The sequence below is a fragment of the Shimia sp. R9_1 genome (genome assembly GCF_017743775.1).
GTDB lineage: Bacteria > Pseudomonadota > Alphaproteobacteria > Rhodobacterales > Rhodobacteraceae > Shimia.
In genome coordinates this window covers 328,626-347,631 of sequence record NZ_JAGHRN010000005.1, presented here as the reverse complement: position 1 = coordinate 347,631, position 19,006 = coordinate 328,626, and the positions used below count along the sequence as shown (strand labels likewise).

Genomic DNA, 19,006 nt, shown 5'->3' with positions numbered 1-19,006 from the left:
ATTTAAGTAACGAGTTCAATTGGTTTGAATACCGTCGCTAGACTAAAATAAGAGCGCAGATGGGGGCATCTGCGCTCTTATTCCTTTGAGAGGTTTTTCGATCCAGAAAGCGCATATGATATGCACTTTCATATGTCAGTCAGCCGTGCCTCGGGCGCCTTGGAGCTGTTCGCGGATCTGCTCAAACATCCTCACGAGAGGCCAGGTTTCTTTCTCCATCGCAGCGAAGGTCTCGCCACGCAGCAGCAGGGCCTGAACCATCTCAGGATGCGCACCAACGCGATCTGATTTCTCGATCTCCTGCCGGGTGTACCAGCGGCGGCGTTTGATCAAGTGACGCCCGATGCGGCGCGTGCGCAGCGCGATTAGGAGGGTGGTCATCAGATGGAACCGGCGCAGCACGAGAGGGGCGGCCAGCCCGTGATATTCTTCGATCCGTGCGACAAAGAGCGGGTAAATGTCGGCAAAAGACAGCGCATGGTATTCATCTGCTGCCAGCCAAGCCAGATCTTCAAAACCTGAACCGACAAAACTGTCCTCAAAATCAAACCAGCCAATTGTGCCTGACGGTGCGACAGAAGCGTTTGCGAGCCGGTTGTCCCATTTCAAAAAGAATGCGTCTGTTGGTGCAAATTCGATTGCCAGTTTGTCAGGATCGTATCCGTCAAGCGTCAGACCAAAGACCGATGCCGTGCGAATGGGGCCGTCGCAGAAATACTGACGCTTCGCATTGTCCTGAAACAGCACAGGCACCTCAGCTTGAGGCAAGGGGCGTCCGATGTGCATTTGATAGTTGAAGACCGAGACAATGGCGTCGTCAAACAGTGCCTTTTGCTCAGCGGGACGTATGGCCCCGATCCGATTTGCGAGACTCACCGGGCCCATATCTGTCTGAAACAGAAACCCCTGATGCTCGCCAATCAGTTGAGGGAAATGATCTGTGCAGGGGGCGACATGCTCCAGAATGCGCCGCTCCCGTGCAGCGCCTTTGGTGTTGTCCCGACGGGACACAATCACTGTTTGATCTTCCAGATACATCCGAAAAACCGCCCGGTCACGCCCACCCGGGCAGCTGGCTTTGATCACCGGCTGCCCGAGGAGTTTTTCTGTGGCGGAGATGAGGCTTGCGACCTCAACTCCGCCGACACGGTCCACGCTGTGCGTGTCCTTCATGGCTTACCTCACTGACGGATTTGAACCTCGGCGGAAGCCGCCGTTTTGGGGTCCACAAGCGTCTTGCGGTTCCGCTGCATGCGCTCCAAGAACACCCGCAGCTCTGCGCCTTTTGGTGTGGCGCGCGCGATCATCGGAATGCCATTTTCTCCACCGGTCTTGAGCTCCGGGAAGATGGCAAATATCTCGTCCCGCGCCTCCGGGGAAAGCGATTTAAGCGCTTCGGTGCCGGTGAAGAGGGTCTCCGTCACAGTGCCTTCCGACCAGACCAGCTCGTGGTTCTCGCAGAGGAAGTGATAGTAGGACACGCCATCCGGGTTGTCCTCCACCACATCAATGCCTTTGAACATGGTCAGCTTCTTGGCGGCAATCAGCACCTCACTTTTGCCAAACATACGCTCGGCAATTTTGGAGCTGACAAAGATCCGGTGCTGTGGGCTGACCACCAGGTCACGCTTGGGCATGTCCGGCCCCAAAGCGCCGGCAGAGATGCGCACAGGCTTCAGGTTCGGGTGCTTTTCAAGCTCCTCCGCCGAGATGTGGCGGTTGCCGATCCAGCGGATAGGCTGCGCGCCGTTGTCTTTGGTCATCACCTTGTCGCCAACCGACAGGGTCTCAATGGCGACCTCGCCTTCCGAGCTTGCGATTTGAGTGCCGCGGGCAAAGCAGACAACGGTGAAGTTGATCTCTTCGAAGTTCTCAAAGGAGATATTGCCAACTTGGCCGCTTTCGTCGCCATCGGTGATCCGGTAGGTGCCACCCGGCGACACATTCGGTACATTGCCGTCCAGAATGTCGCGCAGCGTGGGCTGACCTGGGCCACCAAAGTTGATCGCAGCGCCGTTGTTGGGGGTGAACACCCCGGTGGCACTGTTGTCAAAGCCCGTGATCGTTGACACGTCGGTGACATTGGTTGTCAGTGTGATGGAGTCATCATTTGCAGTCTCATCTGCCACAAAATGCTCGACCTGATTGACCGTGTCGCGAGAGCCCTCGATCAGTTTGTCGATGTGGCCGTTGCCACCATCGTCGATGAAGGCATCAATGTGCTCATCCGCAGGGTCGGCGCTCTTGTAGGTGTCGCGGTCATTGCCGCCATCAATCGTGTCATTGCCATCGCTGCTGACAAACGTATCCTCATCGGAGCGGCCAAAGAGTCGGTCATTGCCGGCGCCGCCGTCGAGCACATCGTCACCGCTGCCACCGATGAGGATGTCATTGCCGCCATCACCTTCCAGCGTGTCATCGCCATCGCGACCGTCAAGAATATCGTTGCCGTCCCGGCCTTCGATGCGGTTGCCATTGCCGTCACCGGAAATCCAGTCGCTCCCGCTGGAGCCAATGGCATTTTCGAAGTTGGTGACGTTCTCAATATTCACAACATGGTTGCTGCTATTGATCAGGTCGGCCTCTTCTCTGGCCATGTCAAAGCGCACATGGGAGATGCCGTTGCCGTTGGCACCCTCAAAGGACACCGTGTCATTCCCTGCGCCGCCGTCCTGATTGTCCACGCCCTGGCCACCAGTGACCAGATCATCGCCATCGCCACCAAAAAGCGTGTCGTTGCCACCACGCCCATCGATGGTGTCATTGCCCCCTTCACCCTTGATAATGTTGCCGCCGTCTGTGCCGGAGATCGTGTCGTTGCCACGCGCACCAATTGCGTTTTCAAAGTTGCGCACGGTTTCCACAGCAGCGCCGCCGTTCAGACGCCCGGTGCCTGCCTGTAGGTCAAGCTCCACAAATTCCGACGCAGTGCCAAAGGAATCTGCGTATGTGACCGTATCGTTGCCCGCGCCACCATCCATGGAGTCGGTGCCAAAGCCCCCCGCCACAAAATCATTGCCGTCCCCGGCATTAATGGTGTCATTGCCTTCGTTGCCATAGACGGTGTCGTTGTCAGCGCCCGCATCAACCGAATCGTTGCCGCTTCCCGCCAGAATGTTGTCATTCCCCGCGCCACCGTCCACGAAGTCATTGCCCGACCCCGCATCGATAGTGTCATTGCCCGCCACAGACGGGGTTTCGATAACGGACACATTGTCGATTTTGCCGTCGCTGCTGCCGCTGTTACCGGTAGCCGTCGTGTTGGTGATGCGCAGCGTGGTGTTTGGGGTCGTCGCTGTGAAAGTAAAGCTTACATGCTCTGACGTGCCATCTTGAACCGCGACGGTTTCAGACGAAATGACATTGCCGTCTGAATCCAGAACGTCGATACGGAAACCGTGGTGCGCGACACCTGAGTGGTTTTCAAACAGGTCCAGAGATACAGTATGCTCTGCACCGATATTTGTTGCGAAAGACTGCTGAATTGCGTCGCCAGCCGCGCGGCCACCCTGATTGAACTGTGCGTGCCCGCCGCCAACAATTGGCCTTACGCCATCGTAGTTGCCATCGACGCGATGCCAGCCAGCGCTTGAGGAGAAATCCCCATTGGTGATCAGGTTGCCAGTGTTGCCGGTCTGCGTGTCCCCATAGATGCGGTCATTTCCTGAGCCAGCGCTGATGCTGTCATTCCCGCCGCCGCCGAACACAGTGTCATTGCCATCACCAGCATAAACGGTGTCGTTGCCTTCGTTGCCTGCAACCACATCGTTACCGTCACCGCCGTAAGCAACGTCATTACCAGAGCCTGCATCAATGTAATCGTTGCCTGCGCCTGCGTTGACTGTGTCGTTGCCGCCGTTGGCATAGATGATGTCATCGTTGCCCGCTTCTCCGGGGAGGCGCGCATCGTTGCTATCAACGCGGTCGCCGTCGCCATCGGTGAAGCCCGGGAAGATGTTCTCACCGCCATTGCCGCCGCGTACGACACCATCGGGACCAGGATTGAGGGGGGCGAGACCTCCGCCACCGCCGCCGGAGCCGCTCCCAGAACCGCTTCCAGAACCGCTACCGGATCCGCTACCACTACCGCCTGACATTTCGGCACCTCCTTAGGTCTGCGCGTGCAGAATGCAAAAATTCTCTGAGAGCTAACCCCAGATTGATAAAAGACTTCTTAAACGCACATGAGAGGATGCCAGCGAGGGCCGTTTCGTAAGTCCCGTAGCACAACGGGTATTCTACCCGATGCTTATTTGCGAACCGACACTACTTAGAGTGTGAGTGCGCACCAAGCAACGAGTTTGTTATGAAAGTGTGAACTTACTTGAACAAAGTCCGTAGTCATCCCCAGTGTCGTCATGGGGCACGAAAATGCCCTTCATTTGTGATAAAATTAGGACGCGTGCGGGACCTCTTCGTGTCTCAGGTGTGTCCTTTCGGACGAACGAGTGACGAGAATGCCCTTATTTACAGAGATCTGTGCGCTGTGGCGTTGCGTATGTACCAGAATGCGAAAGCTGCAGCTTGAAGAGGCTTCAAGTTTGGCCGCAGCGAAAGCTGTGCATATGACGCGTTCTCCGAGCTGATGAGCGGCAATCGATTCTCCTGAGCTTGGACCTGATTCAGCACTATCACCGTGAAAGATTGCGACGATCTCTGGCAGGGTTTCTGCGTCGTTTCTAAGTATCTGGCCGGTGGCGGTGGCGTCTTCGCCCATCGTCGCGTTGCGCTGGTTGATTCGCTCAGGTTGAGATGTGCTGCTGTTGATTTCCGTCAGATTTCTGACTTGCTCGACGGCTGTGTTTGTCAGCTTGGGCTTCAGCTTGGAAATGTGGTTTACGCGGTTCGCAATGCCATTGATCGCGACGCCGGCATTGCACTCGAACTCCATGCCTTTGTCGATCTGCTGCGCGCTCGCAGAAATGAGGTTTTTGATCTTCATGGCGCAATCTGAGGTCCTTTGCGCCAGTGAGCGCACTTCGGGTGGGGCCAAGTGATACACACTGTGTGAATTCAATTCACGCGTTCAGGAGGGTGAAATATGGCATCCCATCGGCGCAGGGATTTAGCCCGTTTCCCCCTTAGAAATGCGTTGCTATTTCTTGCTGGCTTGGACCGTCGTTCACTCATTTCATCAGGTTTTGGTCCAGCAAACTCAAGGGGCGTAGCATTCCGCGTATTGGCGGCCACCAGAGCCACGTGCCACCGAGTGGGCGCAGTGTTGCACCGGTTCCCAGTTTGAAGCGGGCGAGGCCTGCTGCGGAGCCTTCGGTGGAGGCAATGCCCAGATCGAGATGCAAAGCCCCTTTGGTGGCCAGCCAGCACATGCCTTGCCACATAAGCAGGTTATGTGCGGCCAATGAGCGGCCCAGAGCGGTGCTGTGGCTGATGTGATAGGTGGCGCTGTGCCCATGTCGCAAAAACAGCATCGCAGCGACAGGGGTCTTGCCGGAGAAAGCGGTGAAGAGCTTGGCGCACCCGGGGTTGGCCTTGGCATAGGCCAGCGTGAGGGCATCGGGCCAGCCGTTGTAGCCGCGCTCTTTCTGCTGGGCCTGATTTTGTTGCAGCAGCCACTGATCGGGTTTGAGTGTCATGTTCTGCCGTGTGATACGCAGATCCTGCTGTTCGGCAAAGCGCAATCGGTTGCGCCACTTTTGGTGAAGTTGCGCGCGGAGATCACCCTGTAAAGATAGCTCCGCGATGTGCTGCGGGGTCATCACCGGAACCGCGCCGAGCTTGCCCAGCCACGGGGCGGGCTGATCGGGGTTTAACACCAAGAGGTGTTTGTGGAGGCTGCCGCCTTTGATAGGTTTGCGGATCAGCACGGGGAGCGTGTCTTGGGAGAGCTGTGCGCGGGGGAGCATTGCCACAGGCACACCTGCCAATTTGCGCCGCAGCACCAGCGTGCCGTCCTCCAGCGCGGAGGTTTGCGTCTTGGTCAGCGCCAGAGCCTTGCGATATTCATCACTTTGCTGAAGCGGGGTTGGCGGGAGGTCTGGGCAAGCATCAAACATGCGGCCATTAACGCATCTGAAACCTAAATCATGGTTAATAAACTCATGAGAAAATCAAAACAAACCCCCGTATATGGTCAGACCGCACCAAGCGCGAAATGGACGAAGGCGGCGGCCCTTCTTTTGGCCACAGGACTTTCTATTCCTGTGTTTCTGGTGCTGTCGGTGATTGAATGGCTTTGGCTCTGACCCCGCGCCACGTCGCTTGTTTATGTTGGGTCCACCACGCCCATAGCAATGAGCCGCAAGGCGGTCATTGAGGGTACAAAGAAATATTCTCCGCCCCGGCACTCCACAAAGGTTTTGAGCTTGGACATGATGTAGGGCGGCTTTCCGCATTTCGGATCCGCCGGAATGGTGTGGCGTTTATGGGTGCTGTGATCGCCCAGCATGGGGCAGGTGTTATTGCCTTGGTTGAAATCCAGCCCGTATTGCACCCACTGCTGCTGCACAAACTCAAACTGACGAAACAGGCTTGCTCCCATCAGTATCATGGCGACGCCCTGTTCGGTTTCATCTGTGTTTTTGCTGGCATCTGAGCTGCCGTAGGGCAGGCCACGACGCAGCACGCGGCGCCGTTTGTTGAGCGCATGGGTGGCGTTTTTGTTGGGGTACGGCATTCCTTCGGCATCAACGCCGTCCTGATTGAGCGGGTCGAGATAGTCGCGCGTGTTCATGCGCCGAATATGTGCGCCGCCGGGCACCTTGTTGCCTGGCATGTCATCTGCGTAGCGGAAATCTGAAGCGCAGGGGGAGCGCAGGAAAGCCATCTGATTTTCAAGCGCTTTGACCGGATCTGGATCGTCAAAGCCGCGCCCTGCTTTAAAGGCTTGCCAGCCCGCAAATGTTGGGTGCTTGGCCAGCGGCACGCCGTCAGACCAACGGCCACACATTTTGGCCATGAGCGTTTCACGCGCTTCTTCTTTTGGGACCGACATCACCTTAGCGAAGCGTGCGCTTTCCGCCTCCAGCACCTCATTGAAGCTGCCGACGTTTTCATGGAGCTTGCGAAACGCCATGAAGGTGCCGTTGTGTGAAAACTCAGGCGGCATGGCGGCAGGGGGCAACTCCTGACTTTCGTCGGGATGGCCAAGAATAAACTCTCCGGTGGCAATGGGCGTCCATTTGCCATTCATGCGTTTGCCGCGCCCGATCACCCGATCAGGCATGTCTTCGGGGCGGTACTGCCCGTCAAACACCGGATCACCGATGCCGTCTGCGAAGCCAAAATGCTCTTTGGGTGTGGGCAGCACGACATCGCCGTGGGTGTCAAACACGGCATTGGCTTCCAGATAATCCGCCCTGTCATCACGACCGGCATTCAATATGCGCACGCCGCCACCTGAGGCCTCGCACAGATCGCGCATCCACTGGGTGCGTGTCTCAAGGGCGGGGGAGGGCGCAGCCTTACCGGGTTGCGCAAGTTGTGCGTTCAGCGAAATCCAGATGTGCACATCCTCAGCCCCTCCGCTGCCGGGAGCGCGGTTTTTTTGCCAGATGGGATCCCAATGTGCATCCCATTCTGGATCGTCCTGCGCCACCTTTGTGGTGTCCAGATCGCCCAGAACAAAGGCGCGCGCCTTCATGCCGTCGGCGAACTCAAAGGGCATACCTTTCAAGGTGCGTGTTGGCACTTCCAAAGCGAGAAGGCCCATGAAGCTGAAGGCGATATTGACTGTACAGGCGGGTTTCTCGGCCTCTTCCGGCCAGCGTGCGCCTGTGGTGACAACCTTGCGAAGTGCGTCGACAAACTTGCGCCCCTCGGCAGCCTTGTCGATATGCAGAAAAAAGTAGCGGGCATATGGGAAGGAATACCGGCCATAAGCGCGGATCACATTGCCCTGAATGTCATGCAGATTGAGGGTGCGTGCCATGGGCTGTCCTTATGGTTTTGGGGCGGCAATCGTGCCGGGGGGCTGTGTTGGCGCGGTCTTGTTTGCCGGCTGATGGGCGGCGAGAAAGGCGCCAAACTGCGCGTGGAGTTCTTCGGGATCTGCCCCTTGGGTGTCTATGGCGAAATCGGCAAATTTCTGCTGCAGATAGAGTGCCTTAAGCACTGAGGGTAGATCGTCATATTCTGCGGGGGGCAGAGGTTTCTTCCCGTTTTGGCACACATACCACACCGCTGCAGCGGCCATGAGGACAGCCGCGAGCAAGCCGCCGATAAAGGCCCAGAAGGTGCTGATAGGTAGAAGCGGCATGTCCATTACGCCGATCAGGCGCAGCAAGAGCCCCAAAAGAGCAAAGAGCAGTGGCACAGCGACCAAGGCAATCAGGCGGCGCAGCGGCAGGTGGTGAAAGTCGGGCAGGTTGAGGTAGTAGTCATGAAACGGCATGGTCGTTTCGACGTGGCACTTGTCCAGATAGAGCGCGAAGTCATCCGCGGACTGAACGCCGTCAAAGCCCTCACAATTGCAATAAACCGCGCGCAATTCGGCTTCCATGGTGTTCCAGAGCGTGCGGGCATAAGCCGCGCGCACTTCTTTTTGTCCCGCGCGGGAAAGCTCTTCCGGCAAGGGGGCGCCATCTTCGGTTATCGCGTCAATGTCGGCGCAAAAAACCACATAAGATGTGTTCAGGCGGTCCACATGTTGCGGATCAATCGGGTCTCCGCGAAAGCGTTTGCTCACACGTCCGTTGTAAACCGCGTCATTGAGCAAAAACATACGGGCAAAGTGGGTGCGCGTGTTGCGCGCAAAGGGGCTGTTTTTGCCGCTTTTCTGCGTGGCAGGAGATTGCAGCGCGGGTGGCATTTTTGCCAAGGCGATGCGGGCGGCTTGTGTGTATGAGGTGTGGGTGTGCTCGCCTGCGGCGCTGTCGCGGATAGGGGAGAGCGTGGTCAGGAAATAGTGGCCGCTGTCCAGATCTGGCATTGGGGGCGCTCCTCACGCATCATTGGCGACATAGATGTTGCGGTTCAGATCCGCGCGTTCGGTGCTGAGGCTGGCGACGGGGCCAAAGCCCACATCGCCCAAACAGCCTTGAACCCGGCTCATGGCCTCTCGAAAACTGCGGGCAAAGGCTTCTGGGCTTTCTTCGGCGTAGATCGTTTCCAGGTGCAGGAGCGCATCATAAACCTTTAGCGCCCCTTTGATGTCACGCTGCGCGGCGCCGGGGGTGGCGTTGTAGTAGTAATCCGTGTTGATCTGATTGTGGGTGATGTAATCTTTGAAGGGCGTGACAGGTATCGACAGCGGGTATTTTGTGGCGGAAAACCAGAACAGATCAAGCCCGCTGGGAATGCCATCGGAAAAGGCGTCGATATATTGGTCCCAGGTCCCATTGAAATTGGAACAGAACAGAACGTAGTCGTTTTGCAGATTTTGCGGGCCTTGCCCGAGATCCGGCCAGTCCTTGGGTTTGATGATCACCCAGCGGGCAAAGTGAATGAGAGACAGGCCCAAAAGCCCGGCCAGACGCTCGGGCAATCCTCGGGCCGCCATGAAAAACAATCGGTTGAGCCATGTCAGCTTGGGGCTGCTGGGGGTGACGACATTCATGGCATACGCCTTGCCGGCAACATTGGTCATAAAAACCTCGACCTAAATAACAACACACTTAAAAATATTCTCTCAGACTAAGCCAATTGAGACGGTTTGTTAACGGAAAAGGCGGAAAAATTTGGGGTGTGCTTTGGTCGCATCCGCAAGATGTGACGGAGACGGCCTTATATGGTATGCGCTTTCGCAGCCATGTGGCAGGCGAGCGATTGCTGGGCTTGAGATTCCGGCCAAATGGCCTAGTTCACAACGCGTTTTAAGCATATTGTCGTTGGTCTGGACCTTGTAACCGAGGTAAGCTTGGTATACATCGGCATACAAAGAGCGCTTCAGGGCGCGCTGATCTTTGTCAGCACCCTGTGCTCTCGCTTCTTCTAACGCTTACTCGTCAGGATAGCCATGAGCCTTTATACGGATTACCTAGCTGAAATCGAAACGCGCAAAGAGCAGGGTTTGAACCCCAAGCCGATTGACGCGGGAGACCTGGTTGCCGAATTGATCGAACTGATCAAGGACACCGGGAACGAGGCGCGCGAAGGTGCGCTTAACTTCTTTATCTACAACACACTTCCGGGCACCACGAGCGCTGCTGGTGTGAAAGCGGAATTCCTCAAAGAGATCATTCTTGGCGCCGCTGATGTGGCCGAGATTTCTCAGGAATTTGCATTTGAGCTGCTTTCGCACATGAAGGGTGGCCCTTCCGTGCGCGTGCTGCTGGATCTGGCGCTGGGCGACGATGAAGCCATCGCAAAGCAAGCTGCAGAAGTTCTGAAGACTCAGGTGTTCCTCTATGACGCGGACCAAGCGCGTCTGAAGGAAGCGCTGGATGGCGGCAACGCAATCGCAAAAGACCTGCTGGAAAGCTATGCGAAGGCAGAGTTCTTCACCAAGCTGCCTGACATCGACGAAGAGATCGAGATCGTGACCTTCATCGCGGCGGAAGGTGACATCTCCACCGACCTGCTGTCTCCAGGTGCCGAGGCACACTCCCGTGCGGACCGTGAACTGCACGGCAAGTGCATGATCACCGAAGCGGCACAGAAGCACATCGAAGAGCTGAAGCTACAGCACCCTGGCAAGCAGGTCATGCTGATCGCTGAAAAAGGCACCATGGGTGTGGGGTCCTCCCGTATGTCTGGCGTGAACAACGTGGCGCTCTGGACCGGTAAGCAAGCTTCCCCTTACGTGCCATTTGTGAACTACGCGCCGATCGTGGCGGGCACCAACGGCATCTCCCCGATCTTCCTGACCACTGTTGGCGTGACCGGCGGCATCGGTCTGGACCTGAAGAACTGGGTGCGCAAAACTGATGAGGATGGCAACCCGATCCTCAACAACGACGGCAACCCGATCCTTGAGCAGAAATACTCTGTTGAGACCGGCACCGTTCTGAAGATCAACACCAAAGACAAAAAGCTGCTGAGCGAAGACGGCGAAGAGCTGGTGGATGTGTCCTCTGCCTTCACCCCGCAAAAAGCCGAGTTCATGAAAGCTGGCGGCTCTTACGCGATTGTCTTTGGTAAGAAGCTGCAGACATTTGCCGCAGAAGCTCTGGGCGTGGAAGCAACACCTGTCTTTGCACCGTCCAAAGAGATCACCGCCGAAGGCCAAGGCCTCACTGCCGTTGAAAAGATCTTCAACAAAAACGCTCTGGGCTCCACGCCGGGTGCAACTTTGCTGGCGGGTTCCGACGTGCGCGTAAAGGTCAACATCGTTGGCTCTCAAGACACCACCGGCCTGATGACTATGCAGGAACTGGAAGCGATGGCGGCGACTGTTGTGTCCCCAATCGTGGATGGTGCTTATCAGTCTGGCTGTCACACCGCCTCTGTGTGGGATGCAAAAGCGCAGGCCAACACGCCGCGTCTGATGCAGTTCATGAACGACTTCGGCCTGATCACCGCGCGTGACCCCAAAGACGTTTATCACTCCATGACCGACGTGATTCACAAGGTGCTGAACGACATCACCGTGAACGACTGGGACATCATCATCGGCGGCGACAGCCACACCCGTATGTCCAAAGGCGTGGCCTTCGGTGCGGACTCCGGTACTGTGGCGCTGGCGCTGGCGACCGGTGAAGCCTCCATGCCGATCCCAGAGTCTGTGAAAGTGACCTTCAAAGGTCAGATGGCTGATCACATGGACTTCCGTGATGTGGTGCACGCCACTCAGGCGCAGATGCTGGAGCAGCACGGCGACAACGTGTTCCAAGGTCGTGTGATTGAAGTGCACATCGGCACGCTGCTGGCGGACCAAGCCTTCACCTTCACCGACTGGACCGCAGAGATGAAGGCGAAAGCCTCGATCTGTATCTCCAACGATGAGACCCTGATCGGCTCTCTGGAGCTGGCGAAATCCCGCATCCAGATCATGATCGACAAGGGCATGGACAACGAAGTGAAGATGCTTCAGGGCCTGATCGACAAGGCGGATGCCCGCATTGCCGAAATCCAGTCTGGTGAGAAGCCAGCACTGACCCCGGATAGCGACGCGAAGTACTTCGCCGAAGTTGTGGTGGATCTGGAACAGATCGTTGAGCCAATGATCGCCGACCCGGACGTTAACAACGCAGACGTCTCCAAGCGCTACACCCACGACACCATCCGTCCGATCAGCTACTACAACGCTGAAAAGAAAGTGGATCTGGGCTTTGTGGGCTCCTGCATGGTGCACAAGGGCGACATGAAGATTGTGGCTCAGATGCTGAAGAACCTCGAAGCGGCCAATGGCAAAGTCGAGTTCAAGGCACCGCTGGTTGTGGCCGCGCCGACCTACAACATCATCGACGAGATGAAGGAAGAGGGCGACTGGGACATCCTGCAGAAGTACTCGGGCTTTGAGTTTGATGATCTCTTCCCGAAACAGCAGGCGCGCACCGAGTATGAGAACATTCTCTATCTTGAGCGTCCAGGCTGTAACCTCTGCATGGGCAACCAAGAGAAAGCTGCGAAGGGTGACACCGTTCTGGCGACCTCAACCCGCCTGTTCCAAGGCCGTGTTGTGGCTGACCTGCCGGAGAAGAAGGGTGAGTCTCTGCTTGCCTCCACACCGCTGGTGGTGCTCTCCGCGATCCTCGGCCGCACACCAACGCTGGAAGAGTACAAAGAGGCGGTTGAAGGCATCGACCTGACCAAATTCGCTCCACCGCTTCAGGTGCCAGCGAACGCGAAGTCCGCACACTTCTAAGAAACACACCGACGGGCAGCATCTGGAAAAGGTGCTGCCCGATTTCTTTTTCAGGCGCTGATGCGATATGCATACAATCGCCTGCTAAGCGATTTTCTCGCCTGTCGAGTCTCTCAAAAACAAATAATTTTAGCGGGTTAGCCCCTTTTGGCGATGCGCAGTTCGTTGCGTTACCCCTTGATTTACGTCTTTCCGGCAAAGTGTAATTCACCCGTTAATTATATGCGAAACCCGAATTCTCTTTTGTGACTCGTCTCAGTTTTTGTCAGATCTCGCTTCTCATAACTGAGCGCCATCAGATTTTTGGAGTGAAGACATGAAAGACATCACTGACACCACCCGCATCCAGGCCGAAATTCTTGAGGCCTTCAACTTCCGTCACGCGACCAAAGTGTTCGACGCTGAGCGCAAGATTGATGACGCCTCCTTTGAGACCATTCTGGAAGCCGCGCGCCTGTCGCCAACTTCCTTTGGGCATGAGCCGTTCAAGATCGTCATGCTCCAGAAGCCCGAAAACCGTGAACTGTTCCGTGAGTTCTCCTGGGGGGCAAACGGGATGATGAACGGCAGCACCGGCCAACTAGGCACTGCGAGCCACTTCGGCATCATTCTGGCGCATACCGAAGAGACCATGACTGCAGGCTCCGATTACCTGCAGAACTTCTACCGCACTGTGAAACAGCTGCCGGAAGAGGTGATCGAGATTTTCAACGGCGCTTATGGCAAGTTCCAATCCGATGATCACAAGATCACCAGCCCGCGTGAGATCGGCGACTGGTCGGGCAAGCAGGCCTATATCGTGCTGGCAAATATGATGACCACTGGCGCGTTGATGGGGATCGATTCCTGCCCGATCGAAGGCTTTGACATGGCGCAGACCGCAGAGGTGCTTGAAAAGCACTTTGGCATCGATCCAAAGCTCTACAAACCGGCTGTGATGTTTGCCTTTGGCTACCGCGCAAATGAGCCTGAGTTCGGCAAGACCCGCCGCAGCATGGAAGAGACTGTAAGCTGGTTCTAACGTCGGCTTTGTCGAAACACTTTGACTGCGCCCCAAAAAACGGGGCGCGGTTTTATACCGGGGTCTGCCAGACCGGGGATTTGCCGATCTCTTCGATCAGAAAATCCATAAACACCCGCACCTTGGCAGAAAGCACATTGGTTTTGGGATAGATCATCCAGAGCACTGAGCCATCTGCCACCTCGTGATCGGGCAACACCCGAACAAGCGTACCGGACTTCAGCTCCTGATGAACGCTCCAGACCGGATTGCTGGAGATGCCAGCCCCGGCGATGGTCGCCAGTTTCTGGCTGAGGCCATCGTCCAAAATCACCCGGCCTCGGGCTTTATGCGGGTCAAAACTCCCGATTTCCCCATCTCGGCGGCGCAGGGGTTTGGTTTCCTGATCAGCGAAGGCGATCAGTTCATGTGACAGCAGATCCTCAGGCGTTTGAGGGATGCCGCGTTTCTCAAGATAGCTGGGGGCCGCGCAAAGGATGCGGTGATCATTGGCCAGTTTGCGCCCTTTGAGGCTGGTGTCCTCAAGTGCTGAGTTGCGGATGGCGAGGTCAAAGCTGCCTTCGATCAGGTCAAATCGGCTGTCAGAGAGGCGCAGATCCAGCGTAATACCAGGGTATTGCTCCAGAAATTTGGGCAGGATCGGGGCAATGTAGAGCTGGGCAAAGGTGCTTGGCGCGGTGAAGCGCAGGGTGCCCGTGGGCATGGCCTGACCTTGGCCCAAAGCGGCCAGTGCGGCTTCCTCCTGAACAAGGATTTCCCGCGCGTAGGGAAGAAACTCCGCGCCTTCCAGCGACAGAGACACCTTTCGGGTGGAGCGGTGCAGCAGGTCGGCCCCAAGGGCGTGCTCCAGTTTGGCCAGACGGGCGCTGGCAACGGCTGGTGCCAGACCAAGCTCCCGACCAGCAGCGCTGATGTTGAGCTTGTCGGCGGCGAGCACAAAAAGGCGGAGGCTGTCAGTATCCATGGGCGCCTCATTGCATGGAAGGATGGAACGATCCATCCAGAAATGAGCGGTTTTCCCCTATGGCGCAATGCTTAGGTGACCAAAGGGCGCCGTAAGGGGATGATCTTATTGCCGCCACGCCTTTTGTTTTTGGATTAGTTTTCCGGCTCTTTGCCCCACTCTGCGTCCTGCATTTCGCGCAGGCGGGAAGCGGTGCGTTCAAACTCAAAGGTGCCTTCCCCTTCGAGATAGAGCATCTCTGGTTCTGCCGCGGCAGAGCAGATCAGGCGAACGCGGGCCTCATATAGGGCGTCGATCAGGGTGACGAAGCGCTTGGCTTCGTTGAAGTTTGTGCGGCTCAGGGCCGGGATGTCCTCTAGGATCAGAACCCGCACCGCATTGGCGATGGCCAGATAGTCACCGGGGCCAAGCATCTTGCCGCAGAGATCAAAGAAGCTTGCCTGAGCCACACCATTGCGGAAGGCGGGCAAGGTGACTTCGCGGCTTTTGACCGTAAGCACCAGCGGTGACGCGTCGCCACCGGTCAGATCTTCCCAGATGCCGCGGATTTGCGCGCGGGCTTCGGTGCCGGCCTGAACAAAATAGACCTGATTGCCCGCAAGGCGGTTTTGGCGGTAGTCGGTTGGGCTGACCAGCTCCCAGACCCGCAGCTGTTCCTTGATGATCGCGATAAAAGGCAGAAATAACTGACGGTTGAGACCATCTTTATAGAGGTCGTCAGGCACGCGGTTTGAGGTGGTGACAACCACTACGCCCGCCTCAAAGAGCTGTTCAAACAGGCGGCCCACAATCATGGCATCGGTGATGTCGGTGATCTGCATCTCATCAAATGCCAGCACGCGCACGCTCTCTGACACCGCTTGAGCCACGGGTTGAATGGCGTCCTCAACCCCATCAGCGCGGGCCTTGTGCATGGCCTCGTGGATTTCCTGCATAAAGGCATGGAAATGTACGCGGCGGACGGGGACAGAGAGGCTTTCGACAAACAGATCCATCAGCATGGATTTGCCCCGACCCACGCCGCCCCAGAGATACAGACCCTGCACGGGCTCCGGTGTGGATTTGCGGAACCAGCTCTTTTTGACCGGTTTGCTCACCTCTGCGCGGATGCGCTCAAGCTCTGGCAAAACGGCGGTCTGGGCGTCGTCAGGCGTGAGGATGCCTTCGGCAACCTTGGCGGCGTAAATCTCTGGCAAGCTTGTCATATTATCGGGTGTAGCCAATCGCGGGGCGGAGGAAAAGTGGCGTTACATTGACAGGCGTGATGTAGGGGCAAACAAATGCTGAATTGCCTGTGTTGCTTAAACTGTGCAGTATCTGCTCTGCGCAACAGGAGAACCCCCATGCCGCAGAAGACTCCTCTTATGACCCCGGTGCTGATTGTGGGCTGTATCATCATTCTGGTGAGCTTTGCCATTCGGGCGAGCTTTGGGGTGTTTCAGATCCCGATTGCCGATGAGTTTGGCTGGTTGCGCAGCGAATTCTCTCTGGCGATCGCGATTCAGAACCTTGCTTGGGGGATTGGTCAGCCGTTTTTCGGGATGATTTCCGAGAAGATGGGCGACCGGAAAGCGATCATTCTGGGGGCTGTGACCTATGCGGCGGGGCTTGTTCTGTCGTCTTTCGCGATCACACCCGAAGCGCATCAACTCTATGAAATCCTTGTGGGATTTGGCATTGCCGGTACGGGGTTCGGGGTGATCCTGGCGGTCGTGGGGCGGGCCAGTTCGGATGAGAACCGCTCTATGTCACTGGCGATTGCCACGGCTGCGGGGTCAGGTGGGCAGGTGTTTGGGGCACCGCTGGCGGAATGGATGCTGGGCTTTTTGAGCTGGCAGGAGACCTTCCTTGTTTTTGCGGCGGTTATTCTGGCAGTGCTGCTGCTCTTGCCGATGATGCGGGCACCTGCGGCGCCGAAGGCGGAGCTGCAGGAGAGCATGGGGGCGATCTTGATGAAAGCCTTCCGTGATCCGTCTTACACGTTGATTTTCCTTGGATTTTTCAGCTGCGGCTATCAGCTTGGTTTTGTGACCGCGCATTTCCCGGCGATGATCACTGAGATGTGCGGGCCAATAGCGCCGGGGAGCATGTTGGCGGGGTTGGGGATTTCGACCACCTCGGCACTGGGCGCGGTGGCGATCTCACTGATTGGTCTGGCCAATATCGGAGGCACTTTGCTGGCCGGTTGGTTGGGCAAGTACTATCAGAAAAAGTATTTGTTGGCAGGGGTTTACACCGGACGTACCCTCGCGGCGGCGATGTTCATTCTGATGCCGATCACGCCGACAACGGTGGTGGTCTTCTCGCTGGTGATGGGCTCTCTTTGGCTGGCCACTGTGCCACTGACCTCAGGGCTGGTCGCGCATCTTTATGGGCTGCGCTATATGGCGACGCTTTACGGAATTGTCTTTTTCTCTCATCAACTTGGCAGCTTCCTGGGCGTCTGGCTCGGCGGGCGTTTGTATGACCAATACGGCGACTACACGGTGGTGTGGTGGTTGGGTGTGGCCATCGGGGCGTTCAGCGCGATTGTGCACCTGCCGATCCGCGAAAAACGGGAGCCCGTTGCGTCTGCGACCTAGGGCGCGTTAACCATAAATCGGAACGTCGGTATTGCGTCTGTATCGCGGCTGTATTGCGGAGGTGCGAAATTTGGCGGCGAAAAAAGGTTACCCAACCGCGCGTTGCGCCGCCAAACAGAGGCCCTGCGAAGCATGCTGGGGCGCAATCTCGCCCCAGACTCCGGTTTGGTGAGAGGACGGCGCGCGGGCTAGCGCACAGCCTGCCATTGATCGAGAATGTAGCGGCTGGTCATCAGATCGAGATGGGCCCCCCCGCCGTTTTTAAAGAGTGTGATCTCGTCCTCTGACTGGCGGGTGAACCGGGACAGGTCATAATAGTCTGCCAGCACATCCTCGCGGGTGAGAGTGCCCTCGGCCAGCGGGATCTTCAGCTCGCCGATATGATCCAAGGTGGTGGCGTAGCTGTCCACAAACACGCGGGCGCGTTTGAGGGCGGTGTCATCGGCCTCGCGCATGTCGGGGCGATAGGCGCCGATCAGATCCACATGCTGGCCGGGTTGCAGCCAGTCGCCGCGCAGAGTGGGCTCTGTGGACATGGTGGCGCAGGTGATGATGTCAGCCTCACCCACGGCGGTTTCCAGATCGGTGGCCACAGAGAGGCCCTCGATCTCGGCGGCCATTTTCTCGGCATTGGCCTGTGTGCGGTTCCAGACGGTGAAGCGCGCCTCCGGGAAGGCGGCGCCATAAGCGTCGCGCAGGTTGCGCCCCTGCGTGCCTGCGCCAACGATCAGGATGTTGCTGCTGTCAGGGCGGGCAAGGCGGCGGGCGGCCAGAAGGCTGTCGCCTGCGGTTTTCCATTTGGTGACGAGGTGAAAATCGATCAGCGCGGAGAGCATGCCGATCTTGTCGTCAAACAGGGTGACCGCCCCGTTGACCATGGGCACGTCCTGCGCCGGGTTGCCGGGAAAAACGGTGGCGGATTTGACCGCGATGCCCAGGCCGTCGATCCAGGCCTGACGCTGCAGCAGCGTGTCATTGCCGCGATAGAGAAAGCTGTCGGAAATTTCGGCGCGGGGCAGATCATGGCCAGCGGCCAGCGCATCGGTGAGGCCGAGCCAGTTGATGTTTCGCTCGCCTTCTTCAAAGGAGATATAGGGGATCATTGCGCTTCCTCCGCCGTCAGGAGCCCCTCAGCCACCAGCCGGTCAGCCCAGCCCTGAGGGTGTTCAAAGAGATGGGTTTGCCAGCCACGCGCGGCGGCGGCGGCGATGTTGTCGGCGCGGTCATCGGTGAAGAGCAGACGCGCGGGATCAACACCGCTGTCGGTTTCCACATGGGCGTAGATCGCCGGATCGGGTTTGATCAGTTTGAGACGACCAGAGACATATTCGCGGTCAAAGCGGTTGAGGAACGGGTAAACCGCTTGGGACAGCGGGAAGTTGTCGTGGCCAAAATTGGTGAGGGTGAAAACCGTCACACCTTTGTCCACCAGCGCGTTCAGCAGGCGCACGGAATGAGGGATTGCCGGGGCGGCGAGGTCGTTCCAATTGTCGTTCCACATGCGCAGCTCCGCCTCATACTCCGGGTATTGCGGCAGCAGGCTTTCGATCATGCCCGGCAGGGAAGCCCCGGCATCAATGGCTTCGTGGTGGCGGTGGATGTCTGTGTCGGCAAAGAAGGCTTTGCGGCGCGCCTCTCCCACGGTGCGGTCGTAGAAATTCTCCGGTTGCCACTCGATCAGCACATTGCCGATGTCAAAGATCACGGCCTCGATTTGCGACATGGTCTTCCCCTGT

Annotated in this window: 14 protein-coding genes; 3 read left to right on the top strand and 11 right to left on the bottom strand. The window is 57.3% G+C overall.

Annotation, left to right across the window (positions count from 1 at the left end):
- Window positions 1–135: 135 nt before the first annotated feature.
- From J7399_RS17150 to J7399_RS17120, 7 genes are all read right to left on the bottom strand, one after another.
- A complete protein-coding gene (locus tag J7399_RS17150; RefSeq protein WP_209087915.1) occupies window positions 136–1,173 on the bottom strand; it encodes a hypothetical protein in 1,038 nt (345 codons plus the stop codon).
- Between the two features lie 8 nt (window positions 1,174–1,181).
- Window positions 1,182–4,097 carry a Hint domain-containing protein gene (locus tag J7399_RS17145; protein ID WP_209087912.1) on the bottom strand — a complete coding sequence of 972 codons (2,916 nt, stop codon included), beginning with the start codon at window positions 4,095–4,097 and terminating at the stop codon, window positions 1,182–1,184.
- 296 nt (window positions 4,098–4,393) lie between these two features.
- The gene (locus J7399_RS17140) at window positions 4,394–4,942 is read right to left on the bottom strand and encodes a hypothetical protein (RefSeq protein WP_209087909.1); all 549 of its coding nucleotides are present in this window, start codon (window positions 4,940–4,942) and stop codon (window positions 4,394–4,396) included.
- A gap of 184 nt (window positions 4,943–5,126) precedes the next feature.
- Window positions 5,127–6,014, bottom strand: a complete 888-nt coding sequence (locus J7399_RS17135; protein WP_209087906.1) for a GNAT family N-acetyltransferase — start codon at window positions 6,012–6,014, stop codon at window positions 5,127–5,129.
- Window positions 6,015–6,223: 209 nt separating this feature from the next.
- On the bottom strand, window positions 6,224–7,888 hold the full coding sequence (locus tag J7399_RS17130) for a peroxidase (protein WP_209087903.1): 1,665 nt from the start codon (window positions 7,886–7,888) through the stop codon (window positions 6,224–6,226).
- A 9-nt stretch (window positions 7,889–7,897) separates the two neighbouring features.
- Window positions 7,898–8,887, bottom strand: coding sequence for a hypothetical protein (locus J7399_RS17125; RefSeq protein ID WP_209087900.1), 990 nt, complete (start codon window positions 8,885–8,887; stop codon window positions 7,898–7,900).
- Between the two features lie 12 nt (window positions 8,888–8,899).
- Window positions 8,900–9,544, bottom strand: a complete 645-nt coding sequence (locus J7399_RS17120) for a hypothetical protein (protein WP_209087897.1) — start codon at window positions 9,542–9,544, stop codon at window positions 8,900–8,902.
- A gap of 369 nt (window positions 9,545–9,913) precedes the next feature.
- Here J7399_RS17120 and J7399_RS17115 point away from each other — a divergent pair, with 369 nt between their 5' ends.
- On the top strand, window positions 9,914–12,703 hold the full coding sequence (locus J7399_RS17115; protein ID WP_209087894.1) for a bifunctional aconitate hydratase 2/2-methylisocitrate dehydratase: 2,790 nt from the start codon (window positions 9,914–9,916) through the stop codon (window positions 12,701–12,703).
- A gap of 316 nt (window positions 12,704–13,019) precedes the next feature.
- Window positions 13,020–13,724 carry an NAD(P)H-dependent oxidoreductase gene (locus J7399_RS17110; protein WP_209087891.1) on the top strand — a complete coding sequence of 235 codons (705 nt, stop codon included), beginning with the start codon at window positions 13,020–13,022 and terminating at the stop codon, window positions 13,722–13,724.
- 52 nt (window positions 13,725–13,776) lie between these two features.
- On the opposite strand, the gene J7399_RS17105 is transcribed toward J7399_RS17110, so the two are convergent.
- Both J7399_RS17105 and zapE read right to left on the bottom strand, forming a co-directional pair.
- Window positions 13,777–14,688 carry a LysR family transcriptional regulator gene (locus J7399_RS17105; protein WP_209087888.1) on the bottom strand — a complete coding sequence of 304 codons (912 nt, stop codon included), beginning with the start codon at window positions 14,686–14,688 and terminating at the stop codon, window positions 13,777–13,779.
- 134 nt (window positions 14,689–14,822) lie between these two features.
- Complete coding sequence (gene zapE, locus J7399_RS17100; RefSeq protein ID WP_209087884.1) at window positions 14,823–15,893, bottom strand: cell division protein ZapE; 1,071 nt, start codon at window positions 15,891–15,893, stop codon at window positions 14,823–14,825.
- 138 nt (window positions 15,894–16,031) lie between these two features.
- On the opposite strand from zapE, the gene J7399_RS17095 reads away from it, so the two are divergent.
- The gene (locus tag J7399_RS17095) at window positions 16,032–17,270 is read left to right on the top strand and encodes an MFS transporter (protein WP_209087881.1); all 1,239 of its coding nucleotides are present in this window, start codon (window positions 16,032–16,034) and stop codon (window positions 17,268–17,270) included.
- A gap of 188 nt (window positions 17,271–17,458) precedes the next feature.
- Here J7399_RS17095 and J7399_RS17090 read toward each other — a convergent pair whose 3' ends face one another.
- A complete protein-coding gene (locus J7399_RS17090) occupies window positions 17,459–18,373 on the bottom strand; it encodes an ornithine cyclodeaminase (protein ID WP_209087878.1) in 915 nt (304 codons plus the stop codon).
- Window positions 18,370–18,993 (bottom strand): HAD family phosphatase, encoded by a 624-nt coding sequence (locus J7399_RS17085; RefSeq protein ID WP_209087875.1) that lies wholly within the window; start codon window positions 18,991–18,993, stop codon window positions 18,370–18,372. The genes J7399_RS17090 and J7399_RS17085 overlap by 4 nt, the downstream gene beginning before the upstream one ends.
- Between the last annotated feature and the right edge of the window lie 13 nt (window positions 18,994–19,006).

Bases quoted from the DNA above. Each gene is read 5' to 3' on its own strand.
- J7399_RS17125 (WP_209087900.1), bottom strand. From the start codon at position 8,887: ATGCCAGATCTGGACAGCGGCCACTATTTCCTGACCACGCTCTCCCCT.
- J7399_RS17115 (WP_209087894.1), top strand. From the start codon at position 9,914: ATGAGCCTTTATACGGATTACCTAGCTGAAATCGAAACGCGCAAAGAG.
- J7399_RS17095 (WP_209087881.1), top strand. From the start codon at position 16,032: ATGCCGCAGAAGACTCCTCTTATGACCCCGGTGCTGATTGTGGGCTGT.
- J7399_RS17105 (WP_209087888.1), bottom strand. From the start codon at position 14,688: ATGGATACTGACAGCCTCCGCCTTTTTGTGCTCGCCGCCGACAAGCTC.
- J7399_RS17120 (WP_209087897.1), bottom strand. From the start codon at position 9,544: ATGACCAATGTTGCCGGCAAGGCGTATGCCATGAATGTCGTCACCCCC.
- J7399_RS17145 (WP_209087912.1), bottom strand. From the start codon at position 4,097: ATGTCAGGCGGTAGTGGTAGCGGATCCGGTAGCGGTTCTGGAAGCGGT.
- J7399_RS17135 (WP_209087906.1), bottom strand. From the start codon at position 6,014: ATGTTTGATGCTTGCCCAGACCTCCCGCCAACCCCGCTTCAGCAAAGT.
- J7399_RS17110 (WP_209087891.1), top strand. From the start codon at position 13,020: ATGAAAGACATCACTGACACCACCCGCATCCAGGCCGAAATTCTTGAG.
- J7399_RS17090 (WP_209087878.1), bottom strand. From the start codon at position 18,373: ATGATCCCCTATATCTCCTTTGAAGAAGGCGAGCGAAACATCAACTGG.
- J7399_RS17085 (WP_209087875.1), bottom strand. From the start codon at position 18,993: ATGTCGCAAATCGAGGCCGTGATCTTTGACATCGGCAATGTGCTGATC.
- J7399_RS17150 (WP_209087915.1), bottom strand. From the start codon at position 1,173: ATGAAGGACACGCACAGCGTGGACCGTGTCGGCGGAGTTGAGGTCGCA.
- zapE (WP_209087884.1), bottom strand. From the start codon at position 15,893: ATGACAAGCTTGCCAGAGATTTACGCCGCCAAGGTTGCCGAAGGCATC.
- J7399_RS17140 (WP_209087909.1), bottom strand. From the start codon at position 4,942: ATGAAGATCAAAAACCTCATTTCTGCGAGCGCGCAGCAGATCGACAAA.
- J7399_RS17130 (WP_209087903.1), bottom strand. From the start codon at position 7,888: ATGGCACGCACCCTCAATCTGCATGACATTCAGGGCAATGTGATCCGC.